Source organism: Burkholderia sp. AW49-1 (assembly GCF_053427845.1).
In genome coordinates this window covers 1,041,025-1,056,768 of record NZ_JBSAXF010000001.1, presented here as the reverse complement: position 1 = coordinate 1,056,768, position 15,744 = coordinate 1,041,025, and the positions used below count along the sequence as shown (strand labels likewise).

At 66.6% G+C, this 15,744-nt stretch carries 17 protein-coding genes; 16 read left to right on the top strand and 1 reads right to left on the bottom strand.

The genetic code is table 11. From position 1 onward, the window contains the following. Positions 1-7: 7 nt before the first annotated feature. The 9 genes from ACV22W_RS04615 to ACV22W_RS04575 all read left to right on the top strand — a co-directional run bounded on the left by ACV22W_RS04615 (position 8) and on the right by ACV22W_RS04575 (position 7,585). Positions 8-1,105: a fatty acid desaturase gene (locus ACV22W_RS04615; protein ID WP_448018061.1), complete on the top strand. Its 1,098-nt coding sequence runs from the start codon at positions 8-10 to the stop codon at positions 1,103-1,105. Continuing rightward, entirely contained in the window at positions 1,105-2,028 is a 924-nt protein-coding gene (locus ACV22W_RS04610) for an alpha/beta fold hydrolase (protein WP_448018060.1), read from the top strand. Before ACV22W_RS04615 ends, ACV22W_RS04610 begins: the two co-directional genes overlap by 1 nt. Beyond that, the gene (locus tag ACV22W_RS04605) at positions 2,025-2,210 is read left to right on the top strand and encodes a rubredoxin (RefSeq protein WP_059532220.1); all 186 of its coding nucleotides are present in this window, start codon (positions 2,025-2,027) and stop codon (positions 2,208-2,210) included. The genes ACV22W_RS04610 and ACV22W_RS04605 overlap by 4 nt, the downstream gene beginning before the upstream one ends. A 160-nt stretch (positions 2,211-2,370) precedes the next feature. After that, on the top strand, positions 2,371-3,555 hold the full coding sequence (locus ACV22W_RS04600) for a thiolase family protein (RefSeq protein WP_448018058.1): 1,185 nt from the start codon (positions 2,371-2,373) through the stop codon (positions 3,553-3,555). A gap of 60 nt (positions 3,556-3,615) precedes the next feature. After that, entirely contained in the window at positions 3,616-3,804 is a 189-nt protein-coding gene (locus ACV22W_RS04595; protein ID WP_448018056.1) for a hypothetical protein, read from the top strand. Positions 3,805-4,056: 252 nt separating this feature from the next. Continuing rightward, positions 4,057-5,256, top strand: coding sequence for an aminotransferase-like domain-containing protein (locus tag ACV22W_RS04590; protein ID WP_448018054.1), 1,200 nt, complete (start codon positions 4,057-4,059; stop codon positions 5,254-5,256). Positions 5,257-5,269: 13 nt separating this feature from the next. Then, entirely contained in the window at positions 5,270-5,458 is a 189-nt protein-coding gene (locus ACV22W_RS04585) for a hypothetical protein (protein ID WP_448018052.1), read from the top strand. 86 nt (positions 5,459-5,544) lie between these two features. Next, on the top strand, positions 5,545-6,135 hold the full coding sequence (locus tag ACV22W_RS04580; RefSeq protein WP_448018050.1) for a pyridoxamine 5'-phosphate oxidase family protein: 591 nt from the start codon (positions 5,545-5,547) through the stop codon (positions 6,133-6,135). A gap of 172 nt (positions 6,136-6,307) precedes the next feature. Continuing rightward, positions 6,308-7,585 carry an epoxide hydrolase family protein gene (locus ACV22W_RS04575; RefSeq protein ID WP_448018048.1) on the top strand — a complete coding sequence of 426 codons (1,278 nt, stop codon included), beginning with the start codon at positions 6,308-6,310 and terminating at the stop codon, positions 7,583-7,585. Positions 7,586-7,633: 48 nt separating this feature from the next. On the opposite strand, the gene ACV22W_RS04570 is transcribed toward ACV22W_RS04575, so the two are convergent. Then, positions 7,634-9,025, bottom strand: coding sequence for an aminotransferase-like domain-containing protein (locus tag ACV22W_RS04570; RefSeq protein ID WP_448018046.1), 1,392 nt, complete (start codon positions 9,023-9,025; stop codon positions 7,634-7,636). Positions 9,026-9,186: 161 nt separating this feature from the next. Here ACV22W_RS04570 and ACV22W_RS04565 point away from each other — a divergent pair, with 161 nt between their 5' ends. From ACV22W_RS04565 to ACV22W_RS04535, 7 genes are all read left to right on the top strand, one after another. Further along, positions 9,187-10,476, top strand: coding sequence for a hydroxymethylglutaryl-CoA reductase, degradative (locus ACV22W_RS04565; protein ID WP_448018044.1), 1,290 nt, complete (start codon positions 9,187-9,189; stop codon positions 10,474-10,476). A 73-nt stretch (positions 10,477-10,549) separates the two neighbouring features. Then, positions 10,550-11,047 (top strand): hypothetical protein, encoded by a 498-nt coding sequence (locus ACV22W_RS04560; protein ID WP_448018042.1) that lies wholly within the window; start codon positions 10,550-10,552, stop codon positions 11,045-11,047. Beyond that, positions 11,047-12,339, top strand: a complete 1,293-nt coding sequence (locus ACV22W_RS04555) for a tripartite tricarboxylate transporter permease (protein WP_448018041.1) — start codon at positions 11,047-11,049, stop codon at positions 12,337-12,339. The genes ACV22W_RS04560 and ACV22W_RS04555 overlap by 1 nt, the downstream gene beginning before the upstream one ends. 256 nt (positions 12,340-12,595) lie before the next feature. Further along, a complete protein-coding gene (locus ACV22W_RS04550) occupies positions 12,596-13,639 on the top strand; it encodes an alpha/beta fold hydrolase (protein WP_448018039.1) in 1,044 nt (347 codons plus the stop codon). Further along, entirely contained in the window at positions 13,639-14,175 is a 537-nt protein-coding gene (locus ACV22W_RS04545) for a cytochrome P460 family protein (RefSeq protein ID WP_059702865.1), read from the top strand. The genes ACV22W_RS04550 and ACV22W_RS04545 overlap by 1 nt, the downstream gene beginning before the upstream one ends. Positions 14,176-14,457: 282 nt before the next feature. Continuing rightward, the gene (locus ACV22W_RS04540) at positions 14,458-14,811 is read left to right on the top strand and encodes a DUF4148 domain-containing protein (protein WP_448018037.1); all 354 of its coding nucleotides are present in this window, start codon (positions 14,458-14,460) and stop codon (positions 14,809-14,811) included. A gap of 82 nt (positions 14,812-14,893) precedes the next feature. Continuing rightward, entirely contained in the window at positions 14,894-15,685 is a 792-nt protein-coding gene (locus ACV22W_RS04535; RefSeq protein ID WP_448018123.1) for an alpha/beta fold hydrolase, read from the top strand. Positions 15,686-15,744: the final 59 nt, after the last annotated feature.

Below are 15,744 nucleotides of genomic sequence, written 5' to 3'. Positions count from 1 at the left end.
GATCGACATGGCAAACAAATACACCTTCCCGAGCGCGCCGCCCGCGCGTTTCGATGAATTCCTGCAGAAATCGAAGGCGCTCGAGGGCGTACGGCTGACCGACGCGATTCCAAAGTCGTTGTACGAGCCGCGTGCATGGCGCGGCGTTCTCGGTTTCGTGGTGAGCTATGCCGCGTACATCGGCGCGCTGGTCGGCATCGCGTACGCACCGCATTGGCTGTTCTACGTTCCGCTGTGGCTGCTCGCCGGCCTGGGTGGCTGGGGGCTGCACTGCATCGCGCACGATTGCGGGCACAACTCGTTCTCCCGCTCTCGATGGTTCAACCTGGCGATCGGTCATTTGTCGCTTCTGCCGCTGCTGTATCCGTTCCACGCGTGGCGCCATACGCACAACCTGCATCACGCGAATACCAACAACCTGGAACTCGACACGGACTGGCGGCCCATTCCCGCGCCGCTTTACGATCGCATGTCGTTCCTGAAGCGTCTCGAGTACGCCGGTACGCGCAAGTGGCTGTTCTGGGCGGGCACGGTCAGCTACTGGAAGGAGTCGGGATTCCGTCCGGGCTTCTATCCGAAGCGCGAGATGCGGCGCGACGTGAAACGCTCGATCGCGTTCGTGCTGATCGCGTCGGCGCTTTACTTCCCGGCGCTGATCTACTTCACGGGCATCACGGGCCTGTTCCTGTACTTCGTCGTACCGTGGCTCATGATTCACGCGTGGTTCAGCGCGACGACGCTGATGCACCACACGTCGGACGACATCCCGTTCCTGCCGTCGCAGCACTGGACGCCGAACGCCAGTCGCCTGCTCGTGACGACCGACTACCGGTATCCGAAGTGGCTGCATTTCATGACTCACAACATTTCGGTGCATACGGCGCATCACGTCGCGCCGATCGTGCCGTTCTACAACTTGCCGAAGGCCCAGGCGGCGCTCAAGGAGGCGTTCCCCGGCATGATCCGCGAAAAGGATTTCACGTTCGGCGATCTTTGGCACGTGATTCGTCATTGCCATTTCTACGACACCGAATCGGGCTACTACCGGAGCCTGTCCCGGGAAGCCGTGCCCGTCGGCGCGCGTACGGCGGCGGAGGGCCGGTGATGGTGTCCGTGAACCATACGGAAGTCTCGCCGATCGCACGGCGCAAGGCGAATGCGCCATCGTTGCGCGTGCGACTGGGCCGTCGCGCGTTCCGGATGCTGAATGCCTTCGCGCCGCGCATCGCCGGGAGACGGGCGGCCGACGCGTTCGGCTTCACGCGCGGCTACGGGCTCCCGGTCAGCGATCGGGTGCCGCTCGGCGCCACGGAGATGCCGATCGAGGGCAATGCGGATATCGACCGGGCTTATTGCTGGGAGGGCGGGGCGTCGCGCGTGCTGCTCGTGCACGGCTGGGGCACCGACAGTAGCAGCATGCTGAGCTTCGTGAAGCCGATGCAGAACCTGGGCTTCTCGGTGGCGTCATTCGACGCGCCGGCTCACGGTCGTTCGCCGGGCAAGCATACGACGATGACGCAGTTCACGCGCGCGACCGGCGCGGTGCTCGACGCGATCGAAGGCGCGCACGTGGTGATCGCGCATTCGCTCGGTTCGATCGCGGCGGTTTCCGCGCTGGCGGAACGCTCGCGCCCTGCATCGTTGCGCTGCATCGTGCTGATCGCCCCGACGAGCGGGTTGACCGAAGTGCTGGAGCGTTGGGCGAGCCGCGACATGGCGCTCGCACGCCCGGTCGTCGAGCGCATTTTTGAGGAACTGCATCATCGCAACGGCGTACCGGTCAGCCACTGGGACATCCTCGCGCGCGGCACGTCGCTCGACGTTCCGGTGCTGGTCGTGCACGATCCGGCTGATTCGGTGGTGCCGTATCGCGAAGCGCAGCGGGTCGTGGCCGGTCTGCAGGATGCGACGCTGTGGCCGGCTCCGGGCGCGGGGCATGGGCGAATCCTGTCCGACGCGAGGGTACGCGAGCAGGTGCGCGAATTTGTGACGCGACAGATGTCGAATTTTGGAGAGTTGGCGAGATGAGCACGACAGCGGTGGAGATGCGCACGTTGATGTGTCTGGTGTGCGGCTGGATCTATTCGGAAGAACGAGGGGCGCCGGATGACGGCATCGCGCCGGGAACGCGCTGGGAAGACATTCCGGCCAAATGGAAATGTCCGGAGTGCGGCGTCGGCAAGGAAGATTTCGAAATGGTGTCGATCTGACGTGATGGCGGGCACGCGTCGCCTTTCCGCGTGCTCGACAGCGCAATAGCAGTTTTTACGTGTGCCGGACAGGTGAAGCGGCATCCCTTCCCGGCAGGCGACTCGTGCGGCGGCGGTGCTATCCGTTCCGCCGGAACCGACCTTTGAATGGAGTGTGGAAATGGTTGCACGACATGTAGTGATCTGCAGTCCCGTCAGAACGCCCATCGGCGCGTTCGGCGGCACGTTGAAGGACGTTGCCGCGACGGCGCTCGGCGCGGTCGTGGTGCGCGAAGCGGTACGTCGCAGCAACGTTGATCCGGCTGAATTGGCTGCGGTCGTGATGGGCAACGTCATTCAGGCAGGAAACAAGATGAATCCCGCGCGTCAAGCGGCCATCGGGGGCGGCGTTCCGGTGGCCGTACCTGCGCTTACGGTGAATCGCGTGTGTGGCTCGGGTGCCCAGGCCATCGTGAATGCGGCGCAGGAAATCTGGCTTGGCTTCGGCTCGGTCGCGGTAGCGGGCGGAATGGAAAACATGGACCGCGCTCCGTATCTGCTGGAAAGCGGGCGATGGGGCTATCGGATGGGGCATGCCGGGATCGTCGACAGCATGCTCGGGGACGGCCTCGTCGACGCGTTTTCCAACCAGCATTCCGGATGGCACACGGAGGACCTCGTTGCAGCGATGGGGATCACGCGCGCGCAGCAGGACCGGTGGGCTGAGCGTTCGCAGCAGCGCTTCGCGCAGGCTCAAGGCCGCGGGGTGTTCGACCCGGAGCTTGTCGCGGTCGAAATCGAGGGGCGGAAACAGACCGTCAAATTCGAGCGCGACGAGCAGCCGCGGCCGGACACGACGGTCGAGTCGCTCTCCAGATTGAAGCCTGCGTTTCGCTCCGACGGCACCATCACCGCGGGAAATGCGCCCGGATTGAACAGCGGTGCGGCGGCGATGATCGTGGCGGATCGCCAGTATGCCGAGGCGCGTGGCATCGAACCAGTCGCAACGCTCGTTTCCTATGGGGTGGGGGCGGTGGAGCCGGGCATGTTCGGACTCGGGCCGGTGCCGGCCGTCAAGATGGCGCTCGCCCGCGCCGGCTGGTCGTTGAAGGACGTGGAGCGTTTCGAGATCAATGAGGCGTTTGCCGCCGTGCCGATCGCGGTCGCCCGGGAGCTCGGCATCGACGAGGAACGGGTGAATGTCGAAGGCGGCGCGATTGCGCACGGTCATGCAATCGGCGCAACCGGTGCCGTTTTGACGACCCGACTTGCGCATTCGATGCGCCGCGATGGCGTGAAACGCGGCATGGTGACGTTGTGCATCGGCGGCGGCCAGGGCATCGCCCTCGCCCTGGAATCCGTCTAACGGCGTCCTGATGCCGGGGTGGCGGCAACCGCCCCGGCTCGCGTCAATCAAGGAGAAGATATGGACCAGCGTTCAGCACTGGAAGACACGAACCCCCGTGCGGCAACCGGATATACGGCAGCCGAGACGGCACTCTGGCGCAAGTGGCTGTCCCATTTCGGCGCCGAGCGCGTGCAAGACCTGGATCTCGGCGTGCTGGAGGCGATCGCGTGTTATGTCGGGAAGGGCATATCGCCTCCGAATGAATAGTGCGCGATTCCGCGTCGCCGAGGAAATGGCTCGCCAGCGGGGCGATGAGCCGGTTGCCGGCGCGCGAAGGTCCGCTGGCGTCCCGTCCAATTGATGACCAAACCGCAAGACCTAGTGCGTAGATATCGTTTGCCGCGGCGTTAATGACTATCGACAATCGTGGCTCGAATTCCCGCCGTTGCGCCAGAAGCGCCTTGGCGGGCGGCCCCTGTCGGCTATCCCGGCCGTCGCCGCCATCCAGCTCACGACGACATGTACGCGTTCACGCCCTCATTCCAGAATCCCGCCGGTTCGCCGATCCGCGAACTGTTCAAGTACCTCTCCGAACCGGGGATGATTTCATTCGCGGGCGGCTACCCGGCAAGCGACCTGTTCGACGTCGACGGCCTGAACGCGGCCGCCGAGCGCGCGTACGCGCAGCCGGTTCGCTGCCTGCAATACGGCCCGACCGACGGCCTCGCCGAACTGAAGCAGCAACTGATCGCGTTGATGACGCGCCGCAACGTGACGTGCACGCCGGCCGAACTGCTCGTCACCACCGGCTCGCAACAGGGCCTCGATCTGCTGCTGCGCGTGATGGTCGCCCCCGGCGACGTCGTGCTGACCGAACAACCGGCGTATCCGGCGACGCTGTCGGCGATGCGTCTGCAACAGGCGCGCATCGTGACGATTCCCGTCGACGGCGATGGCCTCGACGTCGACCGCCTCGCATCGCAACTCGCATCCGGCGCGATCGTGCAACCCAAGCTGCTCTATACGGTGCCGACCTTCGCGAACCCGACCGGCGCGACGCTTGCGCGCGAACGCCGCCTGAAGCTGCTGCGGCTCGCGGTGCAATACCATTTCCTGATCGTCGAGGACGATCCGTACGGTGACCTGCGTTTCGCGGGCGAACCGGTGCCGTCGATGCTTGCGCTCGCGAACGAAGTCGAAGGCGCCCGCGACTGGATCGTGCACTTCGCGAGCCTGTCGAAGATCGTCGCGCCTGGGCTGCGCGTGGGCTGGACGATCGCGCCGGCCGAAATCGCGCGACGCTGCGTGATCGCGAAGCAGACGGTCGACCTGTGCAGCGCGCCTTGGACGCAAGCCACCGCCGCCGAGTATCTTGCCGCCGGCGCGCTCGAGCGTCATCTGCCGCGCATCACGGCGGCCTACAAGCGCAAGTGCGATGCGATGTGCGACGCGCTGCGCGACGGCTTCGGCGATGCGATCACGTTCCATCGTCCCGAAGGCGGGATGTTCGTGTGGGCGCGGATCGGCGCGGCGTCGTCGGACGTGCTGCTGCAACAGGCGATCGCGAACAAGGTCGTCTTCGTGCCGGGCAAGGCGTTCTTCGCGGACAACGTCGACGCCGCTTCGCTGCGGCTGTCGTTCGCCGCACCCGACGTCGACGCGATCCGGGAAGGCGTGGCGCGCCTCGTGCGCGCGTATGGTGCGGCGCTGGCCGCGTGATGAGGAGAGACACATGAGCATCGCCGTCAACGACACCGCATGGATGGACGAAGCGCCGGGCATGAACGGTATCCACCCCGTCGAACACAAGTCGTCGCAGATCGGCGCGGGGCCGCAGTACGTCGCCGACGTGCTCGGTCGCTTCGGCGCGGACTCGACCGACACGCACGACGCCGCACCGGTCGTCCTCGGCTACAACTGAACCGCATGGCGGGGGCCTGCATCGAAATCCCGCCGCCGAAACGGTTAAGCTGGCGCGATCGAACCACGCAGGATCGCCGCGTCATCATGTCCGACATCGAATCGCTCACGGAAACGTACGGCCGCCTCTGGTCGTGCCTCGAGTCCGGCGTCGGCGCCCAGCGCTCGCCGTTCACCATGGTGCAGGCCGCGACGCTCGGCCTCGACGGCGCGCCGAAGGTGCGCACGATCGTGCTGCGGAAGGTGACCCGCGCCGATCGTCGGCTGTCGTTCCACACCGATGCGCGCTCGGAGAAGGTCGTGGAGCTGCGCCGCGATCCGCGTATCGCGATCGTCGCGAGCGATCTCGATTCACTCGTGCAGATTCGCGCGGAAGGCATTGTGACGATATGCGACGACGAGGCGCAACGGCGCGCGGTCTGGCAATCGAGCCGTCCGCATACGCTGCTGCTGTATCGCGCACCGCTGCGCCCGGGCACGCCGATCGCGTCGCCGAAAGACGCGCACGTCACCGCAAACCCGGGCACGGCGACCACCGACGACGGTTACCGGAACTTCTGCCTGCTCCACGTCACGGTGACGCGCATCGACTGGCTCGACCTCGCCCGCGACGGCCATCGTCGCGCGGTGTTCGATGTGAACGACGACGGCTACGAAGGGCGCTGGATCGCACCCTGACGACGTCGGCCGCGTCCCCGCTACAAACGCGTACAAACCAGACACATCCCGGATACGTCTGACCTTTCAAATGGGCAACGCCGCGCAACCGGTGCACGCCCGGATGAAAGCGAAGGCGCGTTCCGCCGCGCGGCATGTTCACTTTCCACTTCACGAAAGGAGATGCCGAACGATGTCTTCCACACAGTTTTCTCCGATGCGTCGCCACCTGCTGGCCACTTCGGTGGCCGCCGGCGTATCCGCGATGCTGCCCACCGCGTTGCATGCGGCAACCGGCGGCGACGGCATACGTCCGTTCACCGCCCATGTCCCCGACGAAGCACTGGCCGACCTGCGCCGCCGCATTGCCGCGACGCGCTGGCCGGGCCGCGAGACCGTGGCCGACGAATCGCAGGGCGTGCGGCTCGCGCGCATGCAGGCGCTGCTGCGCTACTGGGGCACCGACTACGACTGGCGCAAGGGCGAGGCGCGCCTGAACGGTTTCCCGATGTTCATTACGGAAATCGACGGGCTCGACATTCACTTCATCCACGTGCGCTCGCGGCACGCGAACGCGATGCCGATGATCATGACGCACGGCTGGCCGGGTTCGATCTTCGAGTTGCTGAAGGCGATCGGCCCGCTGACCGATCCGACCGCACACGGTGCGAGTGCCGACGATGCGTTCCACGTCGTCGTGCCGTCGCTGCCGGGCTTCGGTTTTTCGGGCCGTCCGACGAAGACGGGCTGGGGCTCCGACCACATCGCGCGCGCATGGGGCGAGCTGATGGCGCGCCTCGGCTATACGCGCTTCGTGTCGCAGGGTGGCGACTGCGGCTCGGTAATCTCGCACCGGATGGCAATGCAGCGCGTGCAGGGCCTGGCCGGGATTCACGTGAACATGCCGGCGACGGTGCCGCCCGACATCGCGACGCTGCTCCAGACGGACGCGCCGGCACCGGCGTCGCTGGCGCCGAAGGAGAAGGCCGCGTACGAGAAGCTCGCGACGTTCTACCGCGACAACTGCGGCTACTCGGCGATGATGGTCACGCGCCCGCAGACGGTCGGCTATGCGCTTGCCGATTCGCCGTCGGGTCAGGCCGCATGGATGTACGACAAGATCTCGCAGTGGACCTACAGCGGCGGCGTGCCCGAGCGCTCGATTCCGCGCGACGAGATTCTCGACGACATTTCGTTGTACTGGCTGACCAACACGGCGACATCCGCCGCGCAAATCTACTGGGAGGATCACTCGAACAACTTCAACGCGGTGGACATCTCGCTGCCGGCGGCAATCACGGTGTTCCCCGGCGAGATCTACCAGGCGCCGCGCAGCTGGGCCGAGCGCAGCTATCACAACCTGATCTACTTCAACGAAGTCGACAAGGGCGGGCATTTCGCGGCATGGGAGGAGCCGGAGCTGTTTGCTCGCGAAGTGCGTGCCGGGTTCCGGCCGTTGCGTCGCGCGTAAGCGGGGTTTGACGGGAAAACGCGGGCCGGTCGCGATGCCGGCCCGCGTTCATTGCGGCGTGAGCGTCTTCAACGCATGCGCAAACCGCTTGTCCGCCAGATAAGCGACGTTGAACCGGCAATACGCGGACGGCCGATCTGTCTGCGGCGAGAACACCGCGCCCGGTGCGAGGATCACGCCGCGCTCCAGCATCGCCTGCGCCAGCGCCATCGAATCCGGCCAGCCGGGCAGCGCGGCCCATAGATACAGGCTCTGATCGGACGACCGATAGACCTGTGCGCCGAGCCGGTCGAGCGCGTTGAGCGCGGTGGAGGTCGCCCGTCGCAGTTTCTCCTGAAGATGATTCGTATGCCTGAGAAAATGCCCGTCGCTGACGATTGCATCGAGCGTGCGCTCGCAATATTCGGAGCTGCTCACGTGGGTCAGCATCTTCACGTCGGCGAGATCGCTCGCGAGTGCCGCATTGCACGCGAGGAAGCCCACGCGCAGCGCCGCCGACACCGACTTCGAGAAACTGCCGATATAGATCGTGCGGCGCAACTGATCGAGTGTCGAGATGCGCGTGAGCGAGCGTGGTCGAAGGTCGGCCAGCGCGTCGTCCTCGACGATGATCAGGTCGTGCGCCTCCGCGAGCTGCAGGATCCGGTGCGCCTTGGCCGCGCTGGTATCGGTCGCGGTCGGGTTGTGCCCGACCGATTGCGTGAAGAACAGCTTCGGCCGGTATGTGGCGACATGCTCGGCCAGCTTCGCGACATCGGGGCCGTCGATCTCGCGCGGCACGCCGACGATGTTCGCGCCGCTCAGCTTGAGCTTGCCGAACAGCGGGTAGTAGCCCGGGTCGTCGACGAGCACGGTGTCGCCGGGGCGCACGAAGTAGCGCAGCACGAGATCCATCGCCTGGTTGGCGCCGTGCGTGAGTACGATCTGCGCGGGCGGTGCCTCGATCTCGTAGCCGGCGAGCTTCTGCTGCAGCGACTGGCGAAGCGGCATGTACCCGAAGCGGCTGCCGTAGCGGAACAGCGACGCGGAGCCGGTACGCATGATGCGCTGCTGGTACTGGTTCAGCCGCGTCTCCTCGAGCCATTCGATCGGCGGGAAGCCTTCGCCCAGATTGAGTACGTCGGGCTTCTCGCGAAGCTGCTCGCGCATCAGCCACACGATGTCCATCGCGCGGTCGAGCGAACTCGGCTCGTCGATGTCGGGCACGGCCGCCGCGCGTCGCGTGACGAAGAAGCCGGAGCCGCGGCGCGGCTCGATCAGGCCTTCGGCGGCGAGCAGCTCGAACGCGCTGATCACGGTGTTCTTCGAACACCCCGACGCCTCGGCGTATTCCCTGATGGAAGGCAGTTTCGCGCCGGCCGGCAACACGCCTTCCTCGATCTGTCTGGCGAGATTGTCCGCCATGGCGCCAGACAGGCTGGCTCTTGCACGCTGTTTCATCGCGATGTTCCGTCGGGCAGATTCACTGTCATGGGTACGGATGTCCGGCTGTCTGGTCCGTCTGTACCTTTTCAATGGGTACAGCGTGACTATTATTCGGCTATCCGCTGCCCGCGGCAACCGTCGCAGGCCAAATCGCCACCCCGAGACAGAACGACATCATGTCCATCGATTCCGCATTGCCGAATTTCCGTGCGCTTACGCCCGCACAACGTTTGTCCCATCTTGCCCGCGTCGTCGGGCTCGGCGATGCCGAACACGCGCTGTTCGCTTCGCCGGGCGCGCTGTCGCTCGAAACCGCGAACGGGATGATCGAGAACGTGATCGGCACGTTCGAGCTGCCGATGGCGGTTGCCGGGTACTTCCGGATCAACGACCGCGACGTGATCGTGCCGATGGCCGTCGAGGAACCGTCGATCGTGGCGGCCGCATCGTATATGGCGAAGCTGTCGCGCGCGGCCGGCGGCTTCCGCACGTCGAGCAGCGGCCCGCTGATGCGCGCGCAGGTGCAGGTGGTCGGCCTCGGCGACCCGTACGGCGCGCGGCTCGCGATCCTGCGGCACGCGGCCGAACTGATCGAGCTGGCGAACGGTCGCGACAAGGTGCTCGTCGGCCTCGGCGGCGGGTGTCGCGACATCGAGGTACACGTGTTTCCCGACACGTCGCGCGGCCCGATGGTGGTCGCACACCTGATCGTCGACGTGCGCGACGCGATGGGCGCGAATACGGTCAACACGATGGCCGAAGCCGTTGCGACGCGCGTCGAAGCGATCACCGGCGGACAGGTACGGTTGCGGATACTGTCCAACCTCGCCGATCTTCGCCTGGCGCGCGCAGAGGTACGGTACTCGGCGCAGACGCTCGCGACCGGCGACTATTCGGGCGAAGCGGTGATCGATCGCGTGATCGATGCATACGTATTCGCGGCGACCGACCCTTACCGTGCCGCGACACACAACAAGGGGATCATGAACGGCATCGATCCGGTGGTGGTCGCGACCGGCAACGACTGGCGCGCGGTGGAAGCCGGCGCGCACGCGTATGCGAGCCGCAACGGCCGCTACACGTCGCTGACGACGTGGGAGAAGGCCGGCAACGGCGACCTCGTCGGCACGATCGAGATGCCGATGCCGGTCGGGCTCGTCGGCGGCGCGACGAAGACGCACCCGCTCGCACGTCTCGCGCTGAAGATCATGAACGTGACGTCCGCGCAGGAACTCGGCGAGATTGCGGTCGCGGTCGGGCTTGCGCAGAATCTCGGGGCGCTGCGCGCGCTCGCGACCGAAGGCATCCAGCGTGGTCACATGGCGCTGCATGCGCGCAACATCGCGGTGGCGGCCGGCGCAACCGGCGCGGACATCGACCGCATCGCGCAACGGATGGTCGCGGCGAACGACGTGCGCGCGGATTTCGCGGTTGCGTTGCTGGCGGCGGGACGCAGCGACGCCTGATCCGCGGCGCTCGTGCGGCACGCCGCATGCCGCGCCGGTACGGCCGGCGACATATCAATCAAGGAGGAGACACATGCAACAGACCGGTTCAAGCGCCGTTTCGGCGGTGCCGCCTCGCGGGCGGCCCTCCGCGCATGTCGATGCGTCCGCCGACACGCTCGTCGAGGTGTGGGGCGACACCGTCGCCACGAAACACCTGGCGTGGTCGGTCCTGCTCGGCGTCGCGATCAGCCTCGGCGCTTTCGAGGCCGGCCGGTTCGCCCTCGCGTCGTGGGTGCAGGACGCGGCCATCGCGCGGGCTTATGCCATGCTGATCGGGCTGGGCGGCTGCCTGCTGGGCGGCGTGCTGTGCGCGTTGCTGTTCAAGCCGAAGCGCACGGTGATCGAGCACGCGGCCGGCGGCCCCGAGCGCGACGAAGCGCTCCGGCAACTTGCCGAAGCATCGGGCGGTCTCGGCTCGGCGAGCGACCTGTCACCGAGCGCGCGTGCCGAAATGGAAGAACTCGGGCTGCTCGATCTGTTCGCTTCCTATGAAGCGTCGTCCGCGCGGGCGCGCACGGGAGGCCGCTAATGGACGCCTTCATGCATGCGTTGCCGTCCGCGCTGGCGATGGGGCTGCTCGGCGCGATCGTGTTCTCGGGCATCGGCCTGATTTCCGGCACGGACGAAACGACGACGATCGCGCCGCTCACGCTGCTTGTCGCGCTGCTCGGCATTCCCGGTGACACGATGGCCGCGCCGCTGTTGCAGCAGGCGACGCTGCTGCGCGCGCTCGGCGTACCGCACATCGCGCTGCGCAAGATGATTTCCGGCGCGATCGTCGCCGCGTTCGTTGCGCTGCCGCTCGCAGTGCTGTTCGCGTCGCTGCTCGCACCGTTCGGCGCGGCGATCTCGAAGGCAGCGCCGTGGGTGTTCCTCGCGGCGGCGGTCGGCATCGCGTACTTTTCGGCGGGGCGCTGGGCGTCGGTGCTGCTGCTCGTGCCGTTCGTGATGCTGGTGATCGGGCTGCAGGCGCTGACCGGTCGTTACGGCGTGAAGCTGAGCGTCAGCTACTTCCTCGGAATCGCGATCGGCCCGTTGGTTGCCGATCTGTTCTCGATCCTGTCGCCGGCCGAGCGGCGGCGCATGCGCCGCGACGGGCCGTCGACGTTCGTGCTCGCACCGGACGTGAAGGGCTGGCGCGGTTACTTCCCGAATCCGCTGAAGGTGCTCGACCGCGAACAGGTCGGATGGACGGTCGGGACGGCCGTCGTGTCGAGCGCGACCTTCGTGTTCAGCCCGGTCGCGATGACGGTGTTGATGGGCGAGATCGTCGGCGCGCGCGTGCGCCATGCGTATCAGCGCCTGACGACCGTGATCGCCGCGCGCAACGGTGTGACCGAGGCGACCTACATCGCGGAAGCGCTGATTCCGCTGATCGCGTTCGGGTTGCCGCTGAGCCCGGTGGCGGCAGGCCCGGCCGCGCCGCTGTTCAATGCGCCGCCGCGCTTCACGGTCGACGCGGCGAGCGGGCAAATTCACAACCTGCATACGCTGATGAGCTGGCCCGAGTTCCTCGGCTACGGCCTGCTGTCGATCCTGCTGGCTGCGCTGATCGCGTATCCGCTCGCGATGCATCACGCGCACCGCGCGGCGGCGTTCGTCGCGCGCAAGCTGAGTCACGAGGCGATCATCGCGACGTTCGCGGGGCTGATCGTCGTGATCGGCATGTGGGAAGGGCAGTTGCCGGGGCTCGCGGTGATCGTCACGATCGGCCTGTTCGGCGGGATGCTGTCGCGCCTGTTCGCGTTCAACACGGGCGTGCAGTTCATGGGGTATTACGTCGCGGTGCTCAGCGTGCCGGCGATCGTCAAGCTGTTCTGAAGCGCCGGCGCACGGGGCCACGTGTACCGCGCGGCCCCGCGACTCGCCGTTTCGCATGCGATTTTGAATCGTTGTATGTCGTACACGAACACAGATACGTTGGGATACAAGGCATCCGGATGGTTCGGATATAAAACCGGTGAAGCGATTCACAAGGGCGGCGCGGTGCCATGTGCCGCCGCAGTGAATGGCAATACCGAAGCACCCGCACGTGCCGCGGGTCACTTCCTTAGCGATCGACAATGGAGAACGCGTCATGCCTGATACCGTGAACACCCGCCGCCGCCTGATTCTGGGCACGACACTCGCAAGCCTGAGCCTCGCCGACCTCGGGTTCGGCTCGCTGGCACGCGCGCAGTCGGCGCCCGATGCGTCGACGCCGAAGCGCACGGCCGGCGCGGCCTCGCTCGGCAAGATCCACCAGATCGACGCCGGTGTGCTGAACGTCGGGTATGCGGATCTCGGACCGAAGAACGGCCCCGTCGTGTTCCTGCTGCACGGCTGGCCGTACGACATCTACAGCTACGCGGAAGTCGCGCCGCTGCTCACGGCGGCCGGCTATCGCGTGATCGTGCCGTACCTGCGCGGCTACGGGTCGACGACGTTCCGCTCGGCCGACACCGTGCGGAACGGCCAGCAGGCGGTGACGGCCGTCGACATCGTCGCGCTGATGGATGCGCTGAAGATCGATCGCGCGGTGTTCGGCGGCTACGACTGGGGCGCGCGCACGGCCGACATCATCGCGGCACTGTGGCCGCAGCGCGTGAAAGCGCTGGTGTCGGTGAGCGGCTACCTGATCGGCAGCCAGGAGGCGAACCGCAAGCCGCTACCGCCGCAGGCGGAATTCCAGTGGTGGTATCAGTTCTACTTCACGACCGAGCGCGGCGCGCTCGGCTACGCGGCGAATCGCGACGCGTTCAACAAGCTGATCTGGCAACTCGCGTCGCCGAAGTGGCAGTTCTCCGACGAGACCTACGCACGCAGCGCCGCATCGTTCCAGAACCCCGACCACGTGGCCGTCGTGATCCACAACTATCGCTGGCGCCTCGGGCTCGCGAAGGGTGAGGCCCAATACGACGACATCGAGCGGCGGCTCGCCGCCGGCCCGGCCATTACGGTGCCGACGATCACGATGGAGGGCGACGCGAACGGCGCGCCGCATCCGGAGCCTGCCGCGTATGCGAAGAAGTTCACGGGCAAGTATCAGCACCGGACCATCACGGGCGGCATCGGCCACAACCTGCCGCAGGAAGCGCCGCAGGCATTCGCCGATGCACTCCTGCAAGTGGAGCATCTCTGATGCGGGCCGGCACGATCGTGTCGCGCCGCGGCGCGCGCCGTGCGCTCGTCGCGGGTGCGCTGCTGGCGGGCGCGTGGTCGGCGAGCGGTCCGGCCGCGTTCGCGGAGCAGCCGAAGCCGGCGGCGTCGCCGATCTACGGCGTGACGATCCCGCCCGGCTACCGGAAGTGGGAAATGGTCGCGCCGGCCGAGGAAGCGGCGCCGCTCGACGAACTGCGCGTGGTCCTCGGCAATCCCGTCGCGATCCGCGCGCTCGAACAGTCGACGCTGCCGTTTCCGGACGGCACGATCCTCGTGAAGCTCGCTTACAAGCGCAAGCAGTCCGACGAGTTCGCGCCGGCAACGGTGCCCGGCCAGGCGACGACCGTGCAGGTGATGGTGAAGGATTCGCGCCGTTATGCGTCGACGGGCGGCTGGGGCTTCGGGCGCTTCATCAACGGCGTGCCGGCCGACATCGGTCAGCACCAGACCTGCTTCGCGTGTCATCAGGCGCGCGTGAAGAATCACGATTTCGTGTTCACGCGGCTTGCCCCCTGACATGACGTGACCGAATCGGTTTGACGGAAAGGCGTGCCGCGCGAGGCACGCCTTTTTTCGTGGTGGTGGGGCGCGGGCGAGCGGTGTGCTGGTTATCGAGTTTGTATCGCACTGTATCGGCAGCCGATGCGGAAACATCGGATTGCACAACACCCCTGTTTCGGAAACATGCCGGATACGTGAGCGGGTTCTACTGTCGACATGCAGAAAACGTTCGATGCAAGACGTTCGCACCGGACGCCGATTGATCGATACCCCCAACTTCCGCCAAGGAGAAATCTCATGAAAGCCGCTCGAATCCTCGCAGTCGCCGTGCTCGCTTCGATCCCCGCATTGTCGTTCGCCGATACCGGCCACGGCCTCACGCGTGCCGACGTGCGCGCCGACCTCATCCGGCTCGAGAAGGCCGGCTACAACCCGGCCGGCAGTGACGCGCGTTACCCGGACGATATCGCCGCAGCACAGAACGCTGTCGCCGCGCAGCAGGTCGCGCGCTCCGACCAGAACGGCCCGTCGAAGTCGCAGGACGACAACGTGGCTGCCGGGTCGGCATCTGCCGACCGCTACGCAGCAGCCGACAAGCGCGCCGCACGGAACGCGCGGACGGACGCCGACGACCTGTACGCACATTCGTGATGCATTGCCGCGCCCGCCGCATGTGGGCGCGGCCGCATCGGCAACACTTCAGATGAACGACACGACGGAAAGGAGCATGAAGATGATCGGTTTGACGAAACGGGTTCTGGTGTCCGCGGCGGTGCTCGGCGGGCTGTTCGGTGCGGTCGCGGCGCAGGCCGCGCCGAAGGAAGACCTGAAAGGCACGAACGTCGTGCTCGTGCACGGCGCATTCGCCGACGGCTCGAGCTGGAACCGCGTGATTCCGCTGCTCGAAGCGCGCGGCCTGCACGTCGTGTCGGTGCAGAACCCGCTGAGCTCGCTCGCCGACGACGCAGCCGCGACGAAGCGCGCGATCGACGAACAGAAGGGCCCCGTCGTGCTGGTCGGCCATTCGTGGGCCGGTGTCGTGATCAGCGACGCCGGCAACGACGACAAGGTGAAGTCGCTCGTCTACGTCGCCGCGTTCGCGCCGGACAACGGCCAGTCGATCGCCGACGTCACGCAGGGGTTGCCGGCACCGTCGTGGGCCGGCGAGCTGCGCAAGGACGGCGGCGGCTTCGCGACGCTGTCGGACAAGGCGATCGCGCAGGATTTCGCACCGGACCTGCCGCCCGCGCAGCAACGCGTCGTCGCGGCGACGCAAGGGCCGTGGTACGGTGGCTGCATTTCGGAGAAGGTCGCGCAGGCCGCGTGGCATGCGAAGCCGTCGTCGTTCGTCGTCGCGATGCAGGACCGGATGATCGACCCGAAACTGCAGGAGGCGATGGCGAAGCGGATCGGCGCGACGGTCACGCGCGTGAACGGCAGCCACGTCGCGATGCTGAGCCAGCCGAAGGCCGTGGCCGACGCGATCATCGCGGCCGCGGAACGTGCGAAGCAGGACGCGCAGTGAGTGAATGCGGCGCCACGTTGCGGATGACGTGGCGCCGTCGGTGATTGTGATGTCCTTTC